This window comes from Burkholderia cepacia complex sp. TUM26381 (assembly GCF_057439935.1).
Genome location: NZ_CM172006.1, coordinates 2,270,313 through 2,291,659 on the forward strand (window position 1 = coordinate 2,270,313; position 21,347 = coordinate 2,291,659).

Consider the following 21,347-nt stretch of genomic DNA (forward strand, 5'->3'; position numbering starts at 1 on the left):
GCGTCAGCGATCCTGCGCCGCGAACGCCTGTGCGCGGGCCGGCCAGTCGTCCGGCACCACGAAGCCGCGCGCCCTTTCGCGCCACGTACCGTCACTGCCCGGTTCATGCACGCCGATCAGCGCCGGCGCCTCGCGCGTCGTCAACACGGGCGGCAGCGCCAAAGCGGCCGCCAGCGGCTCGGGTTCGAATCCGGTATCGGCGGCCGCCCGTCGCGGCGCGAGCCATGCCAGCCTCGGCAACACGCTCCATGCGGCGCCGGCACGCTGCGAGGCCGCCCACGCCGGCCACTGCGCGTGCGTCAGCCAGAATCCATGCGGGTGATCTGGAGCGATTTCCGCTGAAACCGGCGGCAACGGCGCGCCGTGCGGGTAGAACAACCAGCCCTTGATGAACATCTGCGCGTCGGACGGCGCGCCAAAGCCGAGCCGCGCAAAGCCGTCGTGTTCGGCGAGCCGCAACTGGTGATCGAGCAGCCGGCTGCGCTTGCGGTCGAACCGGTCGACGAGATTGGGGCCGACGAAGTCGGCAAGCGACGCGCCGGCGCGTACCGGCGCGCACAGATAGCACTTCACCGCGAGCTCCCAGTGCAGGCGCTGCCCGTCCGGCGCATCGACGAGAAAATCGACTTCGCCGAGCGTCTTGCCGTTGCTGCGCAGCGGGAGATTGGCCGCGACGAGCCGCAGCGACGGGCCGTGCGTCAGGAAATACTCGAGCAGGCATTCGGCGTAGCGGCCGAGCCGGGTCGGCCGGAAGCCGTCGAGCGCGCGATGCAGCGGCTCGGGCTGCGCATCGAGCGTGGTGAGCCATGCTTCGACGGCCGATCGTCCAGCCGCATCCGGCCACGGTTGCGCAAGCGGCGCGCCCGGCACCGCGGTCAGCAGGCTCGGGCTGGCCAGCAGCCAGCCCAGATCGCGCACCGCGGCGTCATGCAGCGTATCGACGAACGCGAACGCCGCGCCGGTCGTCATTGCCCGGCCGGGCCGTTCGCGTCAACGCCTTCCGCGCGCTGGAACGTGTCGCGCGCGAGGCACAGGTCGGCCCACGCCTTCGACTTGTCCTGCAGGCTGCGCAACAGGTACGCCGGGTGGTAGGTGACGATCACCGGCACGCCTTCGTACGCATGCACGCGGCCGCGCAGCGACGCGATGCTCGCGTCCGTCTTCAGCAGCGTCTGCGCGGCAAAACGGCCGAGCGCGACGATCAGCTTCGGCTTCACGAGCGCGACCTGGCGCTGCAGATAAGGCTCGCAGCTCGCGACCTCGTCCGGCTCCGGGTTGCGGTTGCCGGGCGGACGGCACTTGATCACGTTCGCGATGTACACGTTGTCGCCGCGCTTGAGCGACAACGACTGCAGCATGTTGTCGAGCAGCTTGCCGGCCTGGCCGACGAACGGCTCGCCCTGCTTGTCCTCGTTCTCGCCCGGCGCTTCGCCGATCAGCATCCAGTCCGCTTCGCGGTCACCGACACCGAACACGGTGTTGGTCCGCTTCTCGCACAGACGGCACTGCGTGCAGTCGGCCACGCGCGCCGCCAGCGCATCCCAGTCGAGCGCGGCAACCGGCGTACCGGCCGGGCGCGATTCTGCAGCCGGCGCGGGCACGAAATCGCCCGGCGGCGCCGCGTCGAACCACGCGAAATCGTCGGCATCGGCCGGCGGCGCGTCGTCCATCGGCGGCATCGCATCGGTCGAGGCGGCCGGTACGGGCGCCGCGGGCACGCGATCGCGCTCGGCGACACGGCGCGCCGGCGCATCCGCGTCGCGCGCCAGCGCAGCATCGCCCGTGCGCGCAACCGCCGGCGGCGCATCGTCCTGCACCGGCGGACGCGCCGCACGCACCGGGCGCTCGGCCGCGACCGCGGGAACCCCGTCGTCTGCACCGGTTTGCGTCACCGCCGGCGCTTCGGCTGCCACGCCTTCGTCCGCGCGCTGCCCGCGCCGCACCCAGATCTGCGCGAGGCCCAGTTCCTCGAGCGCCGCTTCAGCCCACGCCATGCGCGTCTCCCTCATCCTTGTTCAGCGTCAGACGCATCACGATCGCGTCCTCCCGGCTGCGATGCTTCGCCGGATAGTAGTTCTTGCGGCGGCCGATCGTCACGAAGCCGAACCGCTCGTACAGCTGGATCGCGCGCGGATTGGACGGCCGTACCTCGAGCAGCACGCCGTCGAGCCGCTCCGCGCGCGAAATGCGCACGGCCTCGCGCAGCAGCGCAAGGCCCGCGCCCGCGTGCTGCGCGGCCGGCGCGACACACAGGTTCAGCAGGTGCATCTCGTCGACCACGGGCATCAGCACGCAATAGCCGACGAGCGACCCCGTCACGTGCCGCAGGCACACGCCCAGATAGCCGTTGCGCAACGAATCCTCGAAGTTGCCGCGGCTCCACGGGAATTCGTACGCGATGTGCTCGATCGCGACGACCTCGTCGAGATCGGCGTCCGTCATCGGCGCCAGATAGCGGTCGCTCAGCAAGACACCCGTCATCCCTTCGCTCCGCCCGTCTGCGCGGCCCGTGCCGCGACGCGCTCGGCGGTGGTCTGGGCGACCTTGTCGCGCACGTATTCGGGCGCGGCCTGATCGGCCGGCACCGCCCGCCCGGCGCGGAACGCGCGCAGCGCGGCATGCGCGACCGCCAGCGCATGCGGCATCGCGTCGCCGTCGATCACGGCCGCACGCGCCGCGGCCGGCAACTGCGCGCCGAACGCGGCGGCCGCATTGCCCGCGAGCGTGAACGGCACATCGGGCACGCCGACGGCGCCCGGCGCATCGAGCGACGCCGGATGCAGCGTGCGCCAGTCGCCGGCGCCGTCATCCCATTCGAAATCCGCCCAGTAGGCTTCGTCCATCCGCGCGTCCAGCGCGGCCAGCACACGGGCCGTGCCGGGCGCGCGCAGCCGCGCGTGCTCGGCGCACGCGAGCAGCGTGCCGATCGGCACGACCGGCAACCCGCCGCCGAATGCGAGGCCCTGGGTAATGCCCGTCGCGGTGCGCAGGCCCGTGAACGAGCCGGGGCCCGCGCCGAACGCGATCGCATCGCAATCGGCAAGCGTCAGCCCGGATTCGGCGAAGAGCTCCTGGATCGCCGGCAGCACGCGCGTGCTCGACACGGCGCCTGTCGGCTCGTGGCGAACCCAGGTTTGCGGGGTGGAAACGGCGTCATCGGCGTGAGCCGAGCGCAGCAGCGCGACCGAGCAGTATTCGGTCGACGTATCGATGGCGAGGAGCACTGTTTGCGTCATGGCCGACATTGTAATGCGACGCCCCGCTCCCACGGGCGATCGGGCCCGATCTGTGCGCACGCGCGGGGCCGGCGGCGGTTTGGAAGGATCGCTCGACCCCGTGCGACGGTCCGCTTGTTAAGATCGCCCGACCTGAAACCCTTACGGAGACACCCGATGAGCGAACTCACCACCCAATTCGACCAGGCCCAGATCGACGTCAAGCAACTGACCGAACGCCCGGGCAACCTGACCCTGCTGCGCCTGTACGCGCTCTTCAAGCAGGCGACCGATGGCGATGCGCACGGCGACAAGCCGGGCTTCACCGACATCGTCGGCAAATACAAGTACGACGCGTGGGACGCGCTGAAGGGCACGTCGTCGGATGCGGCAAAGCAGCAGTACATCGAACTCGTCGAATCGCTGAAAAACGGCACGGCTTCCTGACGGATCGCCCGCCGCCGCAATAGGCAATCAAATCAGTGGCGCAGCGCAGCAAAATTCTTTATAATGCGGCCTGCGTCACCTCCCGCGCTCGGCTCGCAAGCCGTTCCGGCCAGACGCCTCGTAGCGTTAAGCTCCAATCCGGTTTAGAACCTGTCCCCTCCTGCTTCGACCCTCGCGGTCGTCACTTATCAGGCTGGCGGCCCCGCTCCAGAAGCGCGCCGCACCCAAAACAGCTTCTAATGCCTCATCCGCCGACGGTTCGGCGGATTGCACCCGTTTCCCGATTTGCTCGCTGAATCCGACGACTTGGGTATGCGCGATTGGCGCCGACGTTTCACCCACTGTGTTTCAAGGATTGTTATGACTTCGAGCATCAACTCCAGCCCGCTCAACGCGATCGCCGACCAGGCGCTCGGTCTCGACGACGCCGCCGCACCGGCCGCGGTCGAACCGGCGTCGGACGAGCCGAGCTTCGCGTCGCTCGGGTTGTCGCCGGAGATCGTCTCCGCGCTGCAAGCCGCCGGCTACGTGAAGCCGACGCCGGTCCAGCAGCGCGCGATTCCGGCCGGCATCGCCGGCCGCGACCTGCTGGTCTCGAGCCCGACCGGTTCGGGCAAGACCGCTGCATTCATGCTGCCCGCGATCGAACGTTTCGCGCAGCTCCAGAAGACGCAGGCGCAGCAACCGCGCGCGCCGCGTGAACCGAACCAGGGCGACCGCCGTGTGCGCCGCCCGCAACCCGTCGCGCGCCCGGGCCTGCTCGTGCTGACGCCGACCCGTGAACTCGCGATGCAGGTCACCACGGCCGCATCGACGTACGGCAAGCACCTGAAGCGCCTGCGCACGGTCAGCATCCTCGGCGGCGTCGCCTACGGCCAGCAGCTGATGCTGCTCGCGAAGAACCCGGAAATCCTGGTCGCCACGCCCGGCCGTCTGCTCGATCACCTCGAGCGCGGCCGCATCGACCTGTCCGAACTGAAGATGCTCGTGCTCGACGAAGCCGACCGCATGCTCGACATGGGCTTCATCGAAGACATCGAAACGATCGTCGCCGCCACGCCCGAGTCGCGCCAGACGATGCTGTTCTCGGCCACGCTCGACGGCAAGATCGGTTCGCTGACGAGCCGCCTGCTGAAGGATCCGGAACGCATCGAGATCCAGCAGCGCCTCGAGTCGCGCGCCAACATCGCGCAGACCGTGCACTACGTCGACGACCGCGATCACAAGGATCGCCTGCTCGATCACCTGCTGCGCGACGACGCGCTCGACCAGGCGATCATCTTCACGGCAACCAAGATCGACGCCGACCAGCTCGCCGGCCGTCTTGCCGATGCAGGCTTCGAATCGGCTGCACTGCACGGCGACCTGCCGCAGGGCGCGCGCAACCGCACGATCCGTGCGCTGCGCGAGCGCCGTGTGCGCGTGCTGGTGGCCACCGACGTCGCGGCACGCGGCATCGACATCCCGGGCATCACGCACGTGTTCAACTACGACCTGCCGAAGTTCGCGGAAGACTACGTGCACCGTATCGGCCGTACCGGCCGTGCAGGCCGTTCGGGCACGGCAGTGAGCCTCGTGCACCACGCCGAGCAAGGCGCGCTCAAGCGCATCGAGCGCTTCGTGCGCGCGCCGCTGCCGGTCAACGTGATCGAAGGCTTCGAGCCGCGCAAGGCGCCCCCGCGTAACGGCGGCAACGGCGGCCGCGGCCGTCCGGGCGGCGGTAACGGCGGCGGTCGACGTTTCGGCGGCAAGCCGGGCGGCGGCTATGGCGGCAACGGTAACGGCAACGGCCGCAGCTACGGCGGCGGCAATGGCGGCGGCTGGAGCGGCAAGCCGGGCGGCAGCCGCGACGGCGGCCCGCGTCGCGACGGTCAGCGCAGCGGCGGCCCGCGTCGCAGCAACTCCGCGTCGTAAGCACGCACGGGCGGCGCTTCGCCGCCGCCCCAACGGATGGGCACCCCACCCATCCAGCCAACCGGCGCACCTGCGCCGGTTTTTTTTCGCCCCGCCCCACATTTCACGATGCGGAAAATTTTTTTGCGTCGTAAAAAATCATGTTGCACGGCACAACCCGTGCGATTGCGGGATGGAAAAAGACGTTTCTCATCCCGAAATCACAAATACAAGCACTTGATTTAAAACACTTAAAAATTTACCCGATCCCCGGGCAAGCCCCCTGTTTCGCGCCTGCCGATTTGCCTAGACTCTTATACAAGACTTCGCGAAACGGAATGCTCCGCGCCCCGCTTCGCGAACCGCATCACTACCGTCAGATTCGGCCCATTAGGCAACACACCGCATCAAGGAGCTCATCATGTCGCGTCAGCAACAGGCACAGGACCTGCAACAGCAATGGGAAACCGATCCGCGCTGGAAGGGCATCAAGCGCGGCTACTCGGCCGAGGACGTGGTCCGCCTGCGCGGCTCGGTCCCGATCGAGCACACGCTGGCCAAGCGCGGCGCGGAAAAACTGTGGAGCCTCATCAACCACGAGCCGTTCGTCAACGCACTCGGCGCGCTGACCGGCAACCAGGCGATGCAGCAGGTGAAGGCCGGCCTGAAGGCCATCTACCTGTCCGGCTGGCAAGTGGCCGGCGACGCGAACGTCGCGGGCGAAATGTACCCGGACCAGTCGCTGTACCCGGCGAACTCGGTGCCGCTCGTCGTGAAGCGCATCAACAACACGCTGACGCGCGCCGACCAGATCCAGTGGTCGGAAGGCAAGAACCCGGGTGACGAAGGCTATGTCGACTTCTTCGCACCGATCGTCGCCGACGCGGAAGCCGGTTTCGGCGGCGTGCTGAATGCGTTCGAACTGATGAAGGCGATGATCGAGGCGGGCGCATCGGGCGTCCACTTCGAGGACCAGCTCGCGTCGGTGAAGAAGTGCGGCCACATGGGCGGCAAGGTGCTCGTGCCGACGCGCGAAGCCGTCGCGAAGCTGTCGGCCGCGCGTCTCGCCGCCGACGTGATGGGCACGCCGACCGTGCTGGTCGCGCGGACCGACGCGGAAGCGGCCGACCTGATCACGTCCGACGTCGACGACAACGACCAGCCGTTCCTGACGGGCGAGCGCACGGTGGAAGGCTTCTTCCGCACGAAGCCGGGCCTCGAGCAGGCGATTTCGCGCGGCCTCGCGTACGCACCGTACGCCGACCTGATCTGGTGCGAAACGGGCAAGCCGGATCTCGAGTACGCGAAGAAGTTCGCGGAAGCGATCCACAAGCAGTTCCCGGGCAAGCTGCTGTCGTACAACTGCTCGCCGTCGTTCAACTGGAAGAAGAACCTCGACGACGCGACGATTGCGAAGTTCCAGAAGGAACTCGGTGCGATGGGCTACAAGTTCCAGTTCATCACGCTGGCCGGCTTCCATGCGTTGAACTACTCGATGTTCAACCTCGCGCACGGCTATGCCCGCACGCAGATGAGCGCGTTCGTCGAACTGCAGCAGGCCGAATTCGCGGCAGCCGACAAGGGCTTCACGGCCGTCAAGCACCAGCGCGAAGTCGGTACCGGCTACTTCGACGCAGTGACGCAGACGGTCGAGCGCGAAGCGTCGACGACCGCGCTGCACGGCTCGACCGAAGACGAGCAGTTCTTCGACGGCAAGAAGGTCGCGTAACCCGCGCCCAGCGTCACGCCGGTGCCCGCCTCGTCACGGCGCGGCACCGGCCACCGGACAACAATCAGGGAGGAGACGGCAGGCGCGCGGCACTGATCGCGCGACCCGCCGCGCGGCCTGCGGGCCGCCTGCAACGATGCGCGCCGGCTTCGTCCGGCGCGCCCTTTTTCCGCGACGCTGCCCGCGCAGCCACGGGCGCCACCGCCCTACCGATAAACGATCACCGGAATTTTCGTATGGGTCAGCACGCGCTGCGTCTCGCTGCCGATCAGCAGGCTGCCGAGACCGCGGCGTCCGTGGGACGCCATGAAGATCACGTCGCAACCGCCGCGTTCGGCCGCCTCGATGATGCCGAGGTACGGCGACGGGTGGACGCTCGTCCACGTGTCGCAGGCGACGCCGGCCGCCTTCGCGGCGGCCTCGACCTCGTCGAGGTGCGCACGCGCCTCGCGCTCGCTGCGCGCGCGGAAATCGGCGGGCGGCTCGATGATCACTTCGGAAAACGGCGAGTACGGATACTGCGGCAGGCACGCGTAGGCCGTCACGCGCGCGCCGACCGCGCGTGCCAGGTCGATCGCGCCGTCGATCGCCTTCTGCGACAGTTCGGAACCGTCGGTTGGAACGAGGATGTGCCTGAACATCGCGCCCTCCTTCGTCAATCGCACGCCGCGCGCCACGATCCCGTCCGGACCGGCCGCGACGCGCCGGACATGCCTCCTACGAGTGTAGTGTGCGAAACCGCCCGATCGGAACCGGCAGCGGGTTCGCCCTCATATCGGAAACACGCGGGCGGGCGCCGCCTACTCGCCCCAATAGCCGGGCTGCTCGTACGTGTGCTTCAGGTAATCGAGAAACAGGCGCACGCGCAACGGCAGGTGCCGGCGCTGCGGAAACACCGCGTGGATGCCGATCGGCGGCGCCTCGAATGCATCGAGCACGCTGACGAGCCGGCCGCCCGCGATGTCGTCGCCGACCTCCCACCACGAGCGCCACGCCAGGCCGTAGCCTTCGAGGCACCACTCGTGCAGCACCGCGCCGTCGGAGCATTCCATCGTGCCGTTCACGCGGATCGACACGACCTTGTCGTCTTCCTGGAACGCCCAGCCGCGCTGCTGGTTCGCATTCGCGGCGAGCGCCAGGCAGTTGTGCCGCGCCAGCTCCGCGAGCGTGACCGGCGTGCCGCGCCGCGCCAGATAGGCGGGCGACGCGACGCACACGCGGCGGTTCTCGCCGAGCTTCAGCGACACGAGCGACGAATCGGGCAGCTCGCCGAGCCGCACCGCGCAATCGAACCCCTCGTTGACGAGATCGACCATCCGGTCGGACAGGTCGAGCGTGACCGACACGTCCGGATGCCCGACGCTGAATTCGGGTACGAGCGGCGCGACGTGCCGCCGGCCGAAGCCGGCCGGCGCGGAAATCCGCAGGTGGCCGCTCGCCTTGACGCCGCCAGCGGACACGCTCGCCTCCGCGTTCTGCATGTCGTTGATGATCCGCTGGCAATCCTCGAGGAACGCCGAACCTTCGAACGTCAGCGTGAGCTTGCGCGTCGTGCGCACCAGCAGCTTCACGCCGAGCCGCTCCTCGAGTGCGTCGAGGCGGCGGCCGATGATCGCCGGCGCGACGCCTTCCGCGTGCGCGGCCGCCGACAGGCTGCCCTTCGCCGCAACCGCGGCGAACGTTTCGATCTGTTTGAACCGGTCCATGAATCGCGAGGACGGCACGGCCGCCCTTCAAATAGCTTAAGCCGCTCAAGATTAGGTATATGAAAGTAAAAGATCAAGTGATGAATAGCGTATTTTTTAGACCATACGATCACGAATAGAATCGATCCGACCTCTGAAACTGGAGCGCAAGGCTATGTCGGCCACAACGACACTCTCCTCTCCCGACGCAATCCTCTTCGACGCATTCGGCACGTTGTTCGACGTGCGTGCGGTGCTGGCCGCGGCGGAGCAGATGTTTCCCGGACACGGGGAACGGTTGTCGCAGCTGTGGCGACGCAAGCAAATCGAATACTCGCAACTGCGCACGCTCGCCGATCCGGCCGGCGCGCGCTATCGCCCGTTCCGGGACATCACGCTGGACGCGCTGCGGTTCGCCGCGCGCCGGCTCGGGCTCGCGCTGAACAGCGCGGCCGAGAAGCGGCTGATGGACGAATACGCGTGCCTGTCCACCTATCCCGACACCGTGCCCGCGCTGCGCAAGCTGCGCGCGCTCGAACCGCGCCCGTCGCTCGGGATCCTGTCGAACGGCACCCCGCAGATGCTCGACATCGCGATCAAGAGCGCCGGCATGACCGGGCTGTTCGATCGCGTGCTGTCGGCCGACACCGTGCGCGCGTACAAGCCGAGTCCGGCCGCTTACGCGCTCGGCACCGCCGCGTTCGGGTCGAACCCGCGCAGCATCGTGTTCGTGTCGTCGAACGCCTGGGACGTCGCCGGAGCCGTCTGGTTCGGCTACACGACGTTCTGGCTCAACCGCACGGGCGCGCCCGCCGAGGAACTCGGCGCGCCGCCCGACGGCACGGGCACCGGCATGGCCGACCTGCTCGCCTTCCTCGCCACCCCGGCTCCGTCCGGCAAGCCCGCGAACCGCACGCGCCCCAGCCCGGGTGCATGACGTTCGCGGCGCTGCCGCCTTCCCCCTTCACCGAAACCGCAACTGACCGACCAAGGAGATGAGACTCATGAGCACCCCGATCACGCTGCCGCAAGGCATGACGATCACCGGCGAAATCAAGCCGGGTTACGAAGCGATCCTGACGCCCGAAGCACTGGAACTCGTCGCGGCGCTGCACCGCACGTTCGAACCGCGTCGCCAGACGCTGCTGCAGGCGCGCGTCGAACGCACGAAACGCCTCGACGCAGGCGAGCGCCCCGACTTCCTGGCCGAGACGAAGTCGATCCGCGAAGGCGACTGGAAGGTCGCACCGCTGCCGGCCGACCTGCAATGCCGCCGTGTCGAAATCACGGGCCCCGTCGAGCGCAAGATGATCATCAACGCGCTGAACTCGGGCGCCGATTCGTACATGACGGACTTCGAGGATTCGAACGCACCGAGCTGGACCAACCAGATCGACGGCCAGATCAACCTGAAGGACGCGGTGCGCCGCACGATTTCGCTCGAGCAGAACGGCAAGTCATACCGGCTGAACGACAAGGTCGCGACGCTGATCGTGCGTCCGCGCGGCTGGCACCTCGACGAGAAGCACGTGACGGTCGACGGCCAGCGCGTGTCCGGCGGCATCTTCGATTTCGCGCTGTTCCTGTTCCACAACGCGAAGGAACTGATCGCGCGCGGCTCGGGCCCGTACTTCTACCTGCCGAAGATGGAAAGCCATCTCGAGGCGCGCCTGTGGAACGACATCTTCGTCGCCGCGCAAGAAGCGGTCGGCGTGCCGCGCGGCACGATCCGCGCGACGGTGCTGATCGAGACGATCCTCGCCGCGTTCGAGATGGACGAGATTCTGTATGAGCTGCGCGAACACAGCTCGGGCCTGAACGCCGGCCGCTGGGACTACATCTTCTCGGCGATCAAGAAGTTCAAGAACGACCGCGACTTCTGCCTGGCCGAGCGTTCGAAGATCACGATGACGGTGCCGTTCATGCGCGCGTACGCGCTGCTGCTGCTGAAGACCTGCCACCAGCGCAACGCGCCGGCGATCGGCGGGATGAGCGCGCTGATCCCGATCAAGAACGATCCGGAAGCGAACGACAAGGCAATGGGCGGCGTGCGCTCGGACAAGCAGCGCGACGCGACCGACGGCTACGACGGCGGCTGGGTCGCGCACCCGGGCCTCGTGCCGATCGCGATGGAAGAGTTCGTCAAGGTGCTCGGCGACAAGCCGAACCAGATCGCGAAGCAGCGCGACGACGTGCAGGTCGAAGGCAAGAACCTGCTCGACTTCCAGCCGGAAGCGCCGATCACCGAAGCCGGCCTGCGCAACAACATCAACGTCGGCATCCACTACCTCGGTGCATGGCTCGACGGCAACGGCTGCGTGCCGATCCACAACTTGATGGAAGACGCGGCCACGGCCGAGATCTCCCGCTCGCAGGTGTGGCAGTGGATCCGCTCGCCGAAGGGCGTGCTCGACGACGGCCGCAAGGTCACGGCCGAGCTCGTGCGTGAATTCTCGAAGATCGAGCTCGACAACGTGAAGCGCTCGGTCGGCGGCGACGCGCAGCCGTACGAGCGCGCTGCGGCCATCTTCGAACACATGTCGACGTCGGAAGGCTTCACCGAATTCCTGACGCTGCCGCTGTACGAGGAAATCTGACGACGCGTCACGCTGCGACCGGCGGCCGGCCACGCGCCGCCGCCAGCCGCATGCGATGACCGCATGAAAAAAGCGCCCTGCGGGGCGCTTTTTTCTTTTGACACGAATCCGGCTGCGGCCGGGCCGCTCAGGCGGCTTCCTGCTCGCGCCGGTGCTGGACCCAGTCACCCGACGCAATGCGCGGACGCCCGGCTACCGCATGCGCGGCGATCGGATAGTACAGGCACGCATACTGCCGGCCGCCGAGCTCGACGGTCACCTCCTCCGGCTTGAACAGCGAGTCGACGCCCGGATAGACGCGCTCGATCTCGTCGAGCACGGGGACCAACTGTTCGTCGACCTCGTAGACATCGCCCCAGACCAGCGACTTGCCGGCCGCCGGCCCGGCGATCATCCCCGGATACGTGCCGAAATCGTACAGCTCGCCCGGCAGCGCGGCCGCGCCCAGCAGCGTCGGCGCCGCGATTCCATGCCGTGCGGCCGCATGGCCGATGTCGTTGGCCTGTCCGGCTCTCAAGGTGCCGTAGACGAATACGTAGCGCATCGTGGTTCTCCTCTTCGATTCGTTATTGCCGTGTTCGCGCGCGATTCACATGAAAATGCACGTGCATCGATAGACCACGATACCGGCCCGATGGTTCGAACCCGGCGGCACGCGCGACCGCGGGCAGCCGCCCGGGAATCGCCGGCACCCACACAAAGTTCATTTGAACCCGGCATGATCGCCCGAAAAACCGCCGCATGCGCTTGCGCGGTGCCTTCTAAAATAACGGCATCGCCGCCGCGCTGCCCGAACCGTCCATGAATCCGCCCGTCCAAGCCGACGCATCGAACCCGTACGTCATCGACATCCCGCCCGAATTCGCGCCGACCGCCGTCCATCCGATGCGCGTGCGCGCCCGGCAGGTCGACGCCGGCCACCGTATTCCGCTGCACACGCATGCGTGGGCGCAGCTCGCGTACGCGTCGCGCGGCGTGCTGCGCGTCGCGACGACCGGTACGACCTGGATGGTGCCGCCGTCCCGCGCGATCTGGGTGCCACCGCACGTGACGCACGAGGTCGTGATCGTCGAGGAAGCCTATTTGCGCACGCTGTATATCGACGAGTCGATCGTGCCGGATGGGCTCGATGCGTGCCGCGTCGTCGAGGTGACGGGACTGCTGCGCGAACTGATCATCGCGCTCGACGCGCGCAATCTGAGCGCCGCGCGCGAGCGGTTGCTGTGCGGGCTCGTGCTCGACGAGTTGAGTCACGCCGAACCGCTGCCGCTCGCCGTGCCGATGCCCGACGAGAAACGGCTGCGCATGCTGTGCGAATCGGTGCTCGCGCATCCCGCGCATGCGGAGTCGCTCGAACACTGGGCGAGCGAGGTCGGCGCGAGCACCCGCACGATTTCGCGGCTCTTCAAGCAGGAACTGGGCGTGAGCTTTTCGCAGTGGCGCCAGCAGGCGCTGCTCGCGCGGGCAATCCCGCTGCTGAACCAGGGTCGCCCGCTGTCGCATATCGCGCGCGAACTCGGCTACCAGAGCCAGAGCGCGTTCTCGGCGATGTTCCGGCGTGCATTCGGCGAAAGCCCGCGCGCGTTCATGCTGCGCGGCTACGAGCATCGAGGCCTGGAGGGCAGCGCCGCGCAACACGACGCCCCGGACGACGACGCGATCGACATGGTCCGCTGACCGCATGACCGGATCGCCGGCCCGTCAGACCGACCGCACCATGTGGCGGATCGAGCCGAGTTGCGCGAGCCGCGGCCCGGCGACCCGGTAGCCCATGCGCAGGTAAAGGCGCGCGGCCGGGTTGTCGACGAACACGCGCAACTGCAGTTCGTGCAGCCCGCGCGCGCGCGCCCAGCGGTGGGACATGTCGAGCATGTAGGTACCCGCGCCCTGCCCGCGATGGCCGGCCGCGATCTGCACGTCGCGGATATGCAGGGAGTCGCCCTCCTCGGTCACGCGCAGCACGCCGATGCGCTCGCCGTCGGCCTCGAGGATGAAGTTCTCGGATTCACGCCAGCTCGCAAAGAACAGGTCGCTGCGCCACACGAGCCCATGGCGTTTGTAGTAGCCGCCCATGTTGCCGTGCGTCAGCGCTTCGGCGAACGGGAAATCGCCCGGCTCCGCAGGCCGGAGCTGATACAGGAGTCGCAGGTCGGTCGGATCGAGCATCACGCAGGGGTCAAGAACGCATCCCGCCACGATAGCGCAGTCGCGTACGGATGCAATCGCGAATTTCTCGTAGCAGTGAGGTGCCGGACGCGGAAGTTCGGTGTGCGACAGGTGCGACCGGAAGCACAAATGAAAAAGCCCGCACAAGGCGGGCTTTCTCATTTTTTGGCGGAGCGGACGGGACTCGAACCCGCGACCCCCGGCGTGACAGGCCGGTATTCTAACCGACTGAACTACCGCTCCAGTCTTGCTGCTTGCCTGGCAGGCGTCGGTTACTTCCTGCCGGCGCGTCGTTTATTCGAACGACGCTGAAATCTGGCGTCCCCTAGGGGATTCGAACCCCTGTACTCACCGTGAAAGGGTGATGTCCTAGGCCTCTAGACGAAGGGGACAACGTACTGCTTACATCTTTAACGATAAAGCCCGTTCAAAAAACGTTCTTTGAACGGGCTTCGTTCTGGCGGAGCGGACGGGGCTCGAACCCGCGACCCCCGGCGTGACAGGCCGGTATTCTAACCAACTGAACTACCGCTCCAGCTTTCTGCACCACCGCCTGCAGGACATCGTCACGTTCCTGCCTGCGTTGCGACACTTCTACGAAACGCCGCTGAATCTGGCGTCCCCTAGGGGATTCGAACCCCTGTACTCACCGTGAAAGGGTGATGTCCTAGGCCTCTAGACGAAGGGGACAACGTACTGCTTACACCTTTAATACAAAAGCCCGCTCAAAAACGTCTTGAACGGGCTTCGTTCTGGCGGAGCGGACGGGACTCGAACCCGCGACCCCCGGCGTGACAGGCCGGTATTCTAACCGACTGAACTACCGCTCCAACTTTCTGCACCGTTACCTGCAGGACGTCGGTTACGTTCCTGCAAGCCTCGCGACACTTCTACGAAACGCCGCTGAATCTGGCGTCCCCTAGGGGATTCGAACCCCTGTACTCACCGTGAAAGGGTGATGTCCTAGGCCTCTAGACGAAGGGGACATGATCTTTTCAGATCTGTCTGACTTTCGCTATCACTTACGGTCAACAGCGAAGGCCGAAATTCTAACTGCTTTGAATCATTTTGTGAAGCATTTATTACTACCGCTGCTTCGCAAATCAATCCAGCTTGTTCTGTTGGTGGAGGTAAGCGGGATCGAACCGCTGACCTCTTGCATGCCATGCAAGCGCTCTCCCAGCTGAGCTATACCCCCTTGCAGAACAGAAATGAGATTATATGGACCTACTTTGAACTTGTAAATACCCTTTTTGCGATTCGCACGAAATATTTTGCGAAGCTGCCGTGCGCTCACGCGCAGACAGCTTCACTGACGCACGAACCTCAGGCGAGCGCGCCCTCGATGCGCGACACCACGACGTCACGACCGAACAGCACCAGCACCGCGTCGATCGACGGCGTGTGCGTGGTGCCCGCCACCAGCAGGCGCACCGGCATCGCGAGTTGCGGCATCTTCAGCTTGTGCGTGGCGAGCGTCGCCTTCAGCGCCGCGGACACCGCTTCCTTCGTCCAGTCGGCCGCCTTCAGCGCGGCGGCGAGATCGGCCAGCGCCGGCCGTACCGCATCGGTCACGTGCTGCGCGAGCGCGTCGGCTTCCGGTGCCGGCACACGGTAGAACATCGCCGCGCCTTCCGCGATCTCCTTGACCGTCGTCGCGCGATCCTTCATCAGGCCGACCACCGCATCGAGCGCGGGGCCCGTCGCGATCGCCGCGTCGTCGACGCCGAGCGCGTCGAGGAACGGCTTCGCGAGTCCGGCGAGGCGCGCGTTGTCGGCTTCCTTGATGTAATGCGCGTTCAGCCAGCTCAGCTTGCTATGGTCGTACTGCGCGGGCGACTTGCCGAGATGCTCGAGATCGAACCACTCGACGAACTGCTCGCGCGAGAAGATCTCGGCATCGCCGTGCGACCAGCCGAGGCGCGCGAGATAGTTGACGACCGCTTCGGGCAGGAAGCCTGCGTCGCGGTACGCCATCACGCTCATCGCGCCATGGCGCTTGCTCATCTTCTCGCCCTGCTCGTTCAGCACGGTCGGCAGGTGTGCATAGACGGGCGCTTCGCCGCCGAGCGCATTCAGGATGTTGATCTGGCGCGGCGTGTTGTTCACGTGGTCGTCGCCACGGATCACGTGCGTGATGCCCATGTCCATGTCGTCCACCACCACGCAGAAGTTGTAGATCGGCGTGCCGTCCGGGCGCGCGATCACGAGGTCGTCGAGCTCTTCGTTCGAGATCTCGACACGCCCCTTCACCGCGTCTTCCCAGACGACCGTGCCCGTCAGCGGATTGCGGAAACGCAGCACGGGCTTCACGCCGGCCGGCGGCTCCGGCAGCACCTTGCCGGGCTCCGGACGCCACGTGCCGTCGTAGCGCGGCTTCAGGCCGGCTTCGCGCTGGCGTTCGCGCAGCGCGTCGAGCTCTTCGGCCGACATGTAGCACGGGTACGCGAGGCCCTTCTCGAGCATTTGCGCGAGCACTTCGCGATAGCGGTCCATCCGCTGCATCTGGTAGATCGGGCCTTCGTCGAAATCCAGGCCGAGCCATTGCATCCCTTCGAGGATCGCATCGACCGCTTCCTGCGACGAACGCTCGACGTCGGTATCCTCGATGCGCAGCACGAACGTGCCTTCCATCTTGCGGGCGAACGCCCACGGATAGAGTGCGGAGCGGATGTTGCCGAGGTGAATGAAGCCGGTGGGACTCGGCGCGAAGCGGGTACGGACAGGACGGGTCATAAACGGTAACTCGAACGCCTGGGGCGCATGAATGATTCGACGCGGGACGGCAGCAGCAGCCCGGACAGCAACGGAGCCGGCGACGCCCGGAACGGGAAAGAAGCCGGAATTATACTCGCGCCGGACAGCGCGCCAAGCGCACCGCTTGCTTTATGATGTGCGCGCCGCGGCCGCCAGCCGGCGCGGCGCCGGCCGCACGGAACCCGCCGCGCGGCCGCTTGAAACCTATCGCCGCCGCGGGCCGTGTAACCCGCCGCCAAGCCGCCGGAGAACCATTCGATGTCGTCCCCTCGCCTGTCGCGCCGCCACTTCACGATCGCCTGCGCGTCCGCCAGCCTCGCCGCCTGCACGTCATTCGGCGACAAGTCCCGCCCCAACACGGCGCAGCCGCAAGAGAAGCCCGTGAAGATCGGCATCGCGCTCGGCGGCGGCGCCGCGCGCGGCTTCTCGCACATCGGCGTGCTGAAGGCGCTCGAGGCGCGCGGCATCCCGGTCGAGATCGTCGCCGGCACGAGCGCGGGCTCGGTGGTCGGCGCACTCTACGCATCGGGCATGAGCGCGCTGCAGATCAACAAGATCGCGCTGGACATGGATCAGGCGGCGATCAGCGACTGGGCGCTGCCGTTCCGCTCGCGCGGCCTGCTGCAAGGCGTCGCGTTGCAGAACTTCCTGAACAAGACGCTGAACAACCGGCCGATCGAGAAGATGGCGAAGCCGCTCGGCATCGTCGCGACGGATCTGCAGAGCGGCCAGCCGATCCTGTTCCAGCAGGGCAACACGGGGCTCGCGGTGCGCGCGTCGTGCAGCGTGCCGTCGGTGTTCGAGCCGGTGAAGATCGGTAACCGGGAATATGTGGACGGCGGCCTCGTGAGCCCGGTGCCCGCGTCGTACGCGCGCAAGATGGGCGCGAGCTTCGTGATCGCGGTCGACATCTCGGCCCGGCCGGACGGCGCCGCGACCAACAACCCGATCGAGATGCTGCTGCAGACCTTCACGATCATGGGCCAGACGATCAAGACCTACGAGCTCGACAAGTACGCGGACGTCGTGATTCGCCCGAACCTCGCGGCGATGGGCGGCAGCGACTTCAACCAGCGCAACGCGGCGATCCTCGCGGGCGAGGAAGCCGTCGCGCGCATCATGCCGGAGCTGCAGCGCAAGCTCGCGGCCGCGCGCGGCATGGCTGCTGCGTAAGCACGCGCGTCACGGGAAGGGGCGCTCCATGCCGGCGCCCCGCTGCTGCCCGCAGAGCGATGTCCGCCGCGCCGCCGGCGCCGGCCCAAAAACAAAAAACCCTGCCGCCTTTCGGTGACAGGGTTTTTTTCCGGCCTGGCTGACCGGCAAACGTCAGTTGTTGCCGTTCGCCGAATCGTCGCCGATCGTCGCGCGCACGCGCTGACGGAGGTCTTCTGCCTTCATCGGGAATTCCGACTCGATCCGGCGCGCGCCGGTGAACCGCTTTTCCCAGTAGCCGCTATCGAGATCGTCGACGCGAACGGTGCTGCCCGTCGACGGCGAGTGCACGAACTTGTTGTCGCCGATGTAGATGCCGACGTGCGAGAACGTGCGGCGCATCGTGTTGAAGAACACCAGATCGCCCGGCTTCAGGTTGCTCATGCTCACCTTCTCGCCGACGCGGCTCATCTCTTCCGCGCGACGCGGCAGCGACATGCCGAGCGTGTCCTGGAACACGTAGCGCACGAAGCCGCTGCAGTCGAGGCCCGAATCCGGCGAGTTGCCGCCCCAGCGATAACGCACGCCGATCATGTTCAGCGCGCCGACGACCACGTCGCCTGCCTTGCCCGCCATGCCGGCAAGGAACGACTTCGCGCCGCCGCTCGACGGCTGTGCACTGGTCTGCTGGAGGGAGGAACCCGACCCGATCTGAGTCGAATTGGTGACATTCTGGTTAAAACTGCTGACTTCGTCGGCGAACGCGCCGGGAGCTGCTGCGAACAGGGCGCCGATGAACAGCCCGGCGATGGTGCGCGCGCATGCCTGGGTCAGGGATCGATGCTGCATTGGTCGATGGAATGTGCTTAAAAATCAGCTGATTGGCGGAAAATTTCGGTCGATACTAGCCAGCGCGTAATCGTTTGTCAAAACAAATTAAAAAATACAATCGAGATGGTCAGACCATTGGACACCTATCACGCTTTCCAGACCGCTTTCAACAGCTTTTGTGTGTAAGGATGTGACGGTCTCGTGAAAATGTCGGACACCTCTCCCGACTCGACGACGGCACCGTCCTGCATCACCGCGACGCGGTGCGCCATCGCGCCGATCACCTCCAGGTCGTGGCTGATGAACACATAGCCGAGGTTGTATTTCTGTTGCAAATTCGCGAGCAGTTTCAGCACCTGCTGCTGGATCGACACGTCGAGCGCCGACGTCGGCTCGTCGAGGATCAGGATCCGCGGCTCCAGCACCAGCGCCCGCGCGATCGCGATCCGCTGGCGCTGCCCGCCCGAGAATTCGTGCGGATACCGGTGCAGCACCGTGCGGTCGAGGCCCACTTCGCGCAGCACCGCGAGCGACTTCGCGCGGCGCGCATCGGGCGTCATGTCCGGGCGATGCAGCTCGAGCCCCTCGCCGACGATCCGCTCGATCGTGTGACGCGGCGAAAGCGAACTGAATGGATCCTGAAAGACCACCTGCATGTTCGAGCGCAGCGCGGTCTGTTCGCGGCCGCGATAGGTCGACAGCGCGCGCCCCTGGAATTCGATCTCGCCGCCGGCCGTCTTCTGCAGCCCGAGCAGCGCCATCGCGAGCGTCGACTTCCCCGACCCCGATTCGCCGACGATGCCGAGCGTCTCGCCCTGCCGCACCGACACCGACACGTCCGCGACGGCCGTCACCGGCAGCGTGCCGAACCAGCCCGCGATGCCCGGCCGCTTGCGCGCGAACTGCACGCTCACGTGCCGCGCGTCGAGCACGACGGGCGCGATCGGCATCACCGGCATGACGGCGCGCTGCGGCCGGCTGTTCAGCAGCCGCTGTGTATACGGATGCTCGGGTTCCGCGAAGATCCGCTCGACCGGCCCGCTCTCGACGAGCCGGCCGCGCTCCATCACCGCGATGCGCTCGGCGAAATGTCTGACGAGATTCAGGTCGTGCGTGATCAGCAGGATCGCCATCCCGCGCTTTTCCGCTTCCTCGCGCTGCAGTTCCAGCAGCAGGTCGACGATCTGCGCGCGGATCGTCACGTCGAGCGCGGTGGTCGGTTCGTCGGCGAGCAGCAGCCGCGGCCGACATGCGAGCGCCATCGCGATCATCGCGCGCTGCCGCTGGCCGCCCGACAACTGGTGCGGGTAGCTGTCGACGCGCTTGTCCGGCTCCGCAATGCCCGTGCGGGCGAGCAACGCGATCGCGCGCTTGCGCGCCTCGACCGCCGAGACGCCGTCGTGCAGCACGATCGTCTCGCCGATCTGCACGCCGATCGTATACAGCGGATTGAGCGCCGTCATCGGCTCCTGGAAGATCATCGCGATGTCCGAGCCGCGCAGCCCGCGCATCTCGCGCTCGCTCTTGCCCACCAGGTCCTGCCCCGCGAAACGGATCGCGCCGCTGACGTCGGCGTCGCGCAACAGGCGCAGGATCGACAGCGCGGTCACGCTCTTGCCGGAACCCGACTCGCCGACGAGCGCGACGCGCTCGCCGCGGCCGATCGCGAGCGTCACGTCGTCCACCGCGACCGTGTCGCCGAAGCGCACGTGCAGATGCTCGAGCGACAGCAGCGGTTCGGGCTGCGTCGATACGGTCGACTCGCTCATCGCTGGCCTCCCGCTGCGCGCACCGAATCGGCGATCCGCGTGTCGAGCGCGTTGCGCAGCGCGTCACCCATGAAGGTCAGCAGCAGCAGCGTCGCGACCAGCACGCCGAACGTCGACAGCGAGATCCACCATGCGTCGAGGTTGCCCTTGCCCTGCGCGAGCAGCTCACCGAGGCTCGGCGTCGGCGGCGGCACGCCGAGCCCGAGGAAATCGAGGCTCGTGAGCGCGAGGATCGAACCGCTCATCCGGAACGGCAGGAACGTGATCACCGGCGTAAGACTGTTCGGCAGCACGTGGCGCCAGATGATCTGCGCGTTCGTGAGCCCCATCGCGCGGGCCGCGCGCACGTAGTCCTGCGTGCGGTTGCGCAGGAATTCCGCGCGCACGTAGTCGGCCAGCCCGATCCAGCCGAACAGCGACAGCAGCACGATCAGCAGCAGGAAGCTCGGCTCGAAGATCGACGCGAAGATGATCAGCAGGTACAGCTCGGGCAACGAGCTCCAGATCTCGATCAGCCGCTGCCCGACGATGTCGATGCGCCCGCCGAAGAAGCCCTGCACGGCGCCCGCGGCGATCCCGAGCAGCGTGCCGATCACGGTCAGGATCAGCCCGAACTCGACCGAGATGCGGAACCCGTACACGAGCCGCGCGAGCAGGTCGCGCCCCTGTGCGTCAGTGCCGAGCCAGTTCTCGCGCGACGGCGGCGCCGGGTTCGGCACGTTCGAGAAGTAATTCAGCGTGTCGTAGTAATAGTGGTTCGGCGGATAGACGACGAAGTTGCCGGGTGCCTCGAGCCGCTTGCGCACGTACGGATCGAGATAGTCGGCCGGCGTCGGGAAATCGCCGCCGAAAGTCGTCTCCGGATACGCATGGAACATCGGGAAATAGGTCTGGCCGTCGTAGCGCACGACGAGCGGCTTGTCGTTCGACCACAGTGGCGCCGCAAGGCTCGCGGCGAACGCGACGACGAAGATCACGAAGCTCCAGTAGCCGAGGCGCTGCTGCCTGAAGCGCTGCCACACGCGGCGCGCCGGTGACGGCGACACGCGCGCCCGCGCGGCGTCGATGCGGGATGATGCAACGGCCCGGTTCATCGCGCTCCTCGC

General features: G+C 66.9%; 19 protein-coding genes and 7 tRNA genes. 7 read left to right on the forward strand and 19 right to left on the reverse strand.

Annotated elements, in window-relative coordinates; genetic code table 11:
• Positions 1–3: 3 nt before the first annotated feature.
• Genes ACWMMN_RS10605 through tsaB form a run of 4 tightly spaced genes read right to left on the reverse strand, consistent with a single transcriptional unit; the run spans position 4 to position 3,245 of the window.
• Positions 4–969 carry a DUF1853 family protein gene (locus tag ACWMMN_RS10605; RefSeq protein ID WP_486422649.1) on the reverse strand — a complete coding sequence of 322 codons (966 nt, stop codon included), beginning with the start codon at positions 967–969 and terminating at the stop codon, positions 4–6.
• Positions 966–1,994 carry a uracil-DNA glycosylase gene (locus ACWMMN_RS10610; RefSeq protein ID WP_174993044.1) on the reverse strand — a complete coding sequence of 343 codons (1,029 nt, stop codon included), beginning with the start codon at positions 1,992–1,994 and terminating at the stop codon, positions 966–968. Before ACWMMN_RS10610 ends, ACWMMN_RS10605 begins: the two co-directional genes overlap by 4 nt.
• Positions 1,981–2,481 (reverse strand): ribosomal protein S18-alanine N-acetyltransferase, encoded by a 501-nt coding sequence (rimI, locus tag ACWMMN_RS10615; protein ID WP_059233831.1) that lies wholly within the window; start codon positions 2,479–2,481, stop codon positions 1,981–1,983. Before rimI ends, ACWMMN_RS10610 begins: the two co-directional genes overlap by 14 nt.
• Positions 2,478–3,245, reverse strand: a complete 768-nt coding sequence (tsaB, locus tag ACWMMN_RS10620; RefSeq protein WP_174993045.1) for a tRNA (adenosine(37)-N6)-threonylcarbamoyltransferase complex dimerization subunit type 1 TsaB — start codon at positions 3,243–3,245, stop codon at positions 2,478–2,480. The genes rimI and tsaB overlap by 4 nt, the downstream gene beginning before the upstream one ends.
• Before the next feature lie 147 nt (positions 3,246–3,392).
• On the opposite strand from tsaB, the gene ACWMMN_RS10625 reads away from it, so the two are divergent.
• The 3 genes from ACWMMN_RS10625 (at position 3,393) to aceA (ending at position 7,284) form a co-directional block, all read left to right on the forward strand.
• A complete protein-coding gene (locus ACWMMN_RS10625; protein WP_059233829.1) occupies positions 3,393–3,662 on the forward strand; it encodes an acyl-CoA-binding protein in 270 nt (89 codons plus the stop codon).
• A 360-nt stretch (positions 3,663–4,022) separates the two neighbouring features.
• On the forward strand, positions 4,023–5,576 hold the full coding sequence (locus ACWMMN_RS10630; RefSeq protein ID WP_059233828.1) for a DEAD/DEAH box helicase: 1,554 nt from the start codon (positions 4,023–4,025) through the stop codon (positions 5,574–5,576).
• Between the two features lie 400 nt (positions 5,577–5,976).
• Complete coding sequence (gene aceA, locus ACWMMN_RS10635) at positions 5,977–7,284, forward strand: isocitrate lyase (RefSeq protein WP_256085034.1); 1,308 nt, start codon at positions 5,977–5,979, stop codon at positions 7,282–7,284.
• A 206-nt stretch (positions 7,285–7,490) separates the two neighbouring features.
• Here the strand turns inward: aceA and ACWMMN_RS10640 are convergent, their stop codons facing one another.
• Together ACWMMN_RS10640 and ACWMMN_RS10645 are read right to left on the reverse strand one after the other, a co-directional pair.
• The gene (locus ACWMMN_RS10640) at positions 7,491–7,925 is read right to left on the reverse strand and encodes a universal stress protein (RefSeq protein WP_011549516.1); all 435 of its coding nucleotides are present in this window, start codon (positions 7,923–7,925) and stop codon (positions 7,491–7,493) included.
• Between the two features lie 159 nt (positions 7,926–8,084).
• Positions 8,085–8,990, reverse strand: coding sequence for a LysR family transcriptional regulator (locus tag ACWMMN_RS10645; protein WP_059233826.1), 906 nt, complete (start codon positions 8,988–8,990; stop codon positions 8,085–8,087).
• Positions 8,991–9,144: 154 nt separating this feature from the next.
• On the opposite strand from ACWMMN_RS10645, the gene ACWMMN_RS10650 reads away from it, so the two are divergent.
• Together ACWMMN_RS10650 and aceB are read left to right on the forward strand one after the other, a co-directional pair.
• Positions 9,145–9,906, forward strand: a complete 762-nt coding sequence (locus ACWMMN_RS10650) for a haloacid dehalogenase type II (RefSeq protein WP_059233825.1) — start codon at positions 9,145–9,147, stop codon at positions 9,904–9,906.
• Positions 9,907–9,973: 67 nt separating this feature from the next.
• Positions 9,974–11,566, forward strand: a complete 1,593-nt coding sequence (gene aceB, locus ACWMMN_RS10655) for a malate synthase A (protein ID WP_059233824.1) — start codon at positions 9,974–9,976, stop codon at positions 11,564–11,566.
• A gap of 127 nt (positions 11,567–11,693) precedes the next feature.
• Here aceB and ACWMMN_RS10660 read toward each other — a convergent pair whose 3' ends face one another.
• Positions 11,694–12,110: a gamma-glutamylcyclotransferase family protein gene (locus tag ACWMMN_RS10660; RefSeq protein WP_059233823.1), complete on the reverse strand. Its 417-nt coding sequence runs from the start codon at positions 12,108–12,110 to the stop codon at positions 11,694–11,696.
• Positions 12,111–12,367: 257 nt separating this feature from the next.
• On the opposite strand from ACWMMN_RS10660, the gene ACWMMN_RS10665 reads away from it, so the two are divergent.
• Positions 12,368–13,243, forward strand: a complete 876-nt coding sequence (locus tag ACWMMN_RS10665) for an AraC family transcriptional regulator (protein ID WP_486422650.1) — start codon at positions 12,368–12,370, stop codon at positions 13,241–13,243.
• Between the two features lie 24 nt (positions 13,244–13,267).
• On the opposite strand, the gene ACWMMN_RS10670 is transcribed toward ACWMMN_RS10665, so the two are convergent.
• From ACWMMN_RS10670 to gltX, 9 genes are all read right to left on the reverse strand, one after another.
• On the reverse strand, positions 13,268–13,732 hold the full coding sequence (locus ACWMMN_RS10670) for a GNAT family N-acetyltransferase (RefSeq protein ID WP_486422651.1): 465 nt from the start codon (positions 13,730–13,732) through the stop codon (positions 13,268–13,270).
• A 166-nt stretch (positions 13,733–13,898) separates the two neighbouring features.
• Positions 13,899–13,975: transfer RNA gene (locus ACWMMN_RS10675), tRNA-Asp, on the reverse strand.
• A 73-nt stretch (positions 13,976–14,048) separates the two neighbouring features.
• Positions 14,049–14,124: transfer RNA gene (locus ACWMMN_RS10680), tRNA-Glu, on the reverse strand.
• A 66-nt stretch (positions 14,125–14,190) separates the two neighbouring features.
• Positions 14,191–14,267, reverse strand: a tRNA-Asp gene (locus ACWMMN_RS10685).
• A gap of 79 nt (positions 14,268–14,346) precedes the next feature.
• Positions 14,347–14,422 (reverse strand) — tRNA-Glu (locus ACWMMN_RS10690).
• Between the two features lie 63 nt (positions 14,423–14,485).
• Positions 14,486–14,562, reverse strand: a tRNA-Asp gene (locus tag ACWMMN_RS10695).
• A gap of 80 nt (positions 14,563–14,642) precedes the next feature.
• Positions 14,643–14,718, reverse strand: a tRNA-Glu gene (locus tag ACWMMN_RS10700).
• A gap of 136 nt (positions 14,719–14,854) precedes the next feature.
• A tRNA-Ala gene (locus ACWMMN_RS10705) sits at positions 14,855–14,930 on the reverse strand.
• Positions 14,931–15,058: 128 nt separating this feature from the next.
• Positions 15,059–16,468 (reverse strand): glutamate--tRNA ligase, encoded by a 1,410-nt coding sequence (gene gltX / locus ACWMMN_RS10710; RefSeq protein WP_059233820.1) that lies wholly within the window; start codon positions 16,466–16,468, stop codon positions 15,059–15,061.
• Positions 16,469–16,747: 279 nt separating this feature from the next.
• On the opposite strand from gltX, the gene ACWMMN_RS10715 reads away from it, so the two are divergent.
• Positions 16,748–17,662 carry a patatin-like phospholipase family protein gene (locus tag ACWMMN_RS10715; protein ID WP_059233819.1) on the forward strand — a complete coding sequence of 305 codons (915 nt, stop codon included), beginning with the start codon at positions 16,748–16,750 and terminating at the stop codon, positions 17,660–17,662.
• A gap of 153 nt (positions 17,663–17,815) precedes the next feature.
• Here the strand turns inward: ACWMMN_RS10715 and ACWMMN_RS10720 are convergent, their stop codons facing one another.
• The 3 genes from ACWMMN_RS10720 to ACWMMN_RS10730 form a co-directional block, all read right to left on the reverse strand.
• Positions 17,816–18,490, reverse strand: coding sequence for a C40 family peptidase (locus tag ACWMMN_RS10720; RefSeq protein WP_059233818.1), 675 nt, complete (start codon positions 18,488–18,490; stop codon positions 17,816–17,818).
• Between the two features lie 128 nt (positions 18,491–18,618).
• Positions 18,619–20,241 carry an ABC transporter ATP-binding protein gene (locus ACWMMN_RS10725; protein WP_059233817.1) on the reverse strand — a complete coding sequence of 541 codons (1,623 nt, stop codon included), beginning with the start codon at positions 20,239–20,241 and terminating at the stop codon, positions 18,619–18,621.
• Positions 20,238–21,335: an ABC transporter permease gene (locus tag ACWMMN_RS10730; protein WP_256085037.1), complete on the reverse strand. Its 1,098-nt coding sequence runs from the start codon at positions 21,333–21,335 to the stop codon at positions 20,238–20,240. Before ACWMMN_RS10730 ends, ACWMMN_RS10725 begins: the two co-directional genes overlap by 4 nt.
• Positions 21,336–21,347: the final 12 nt, after the last annotated feature.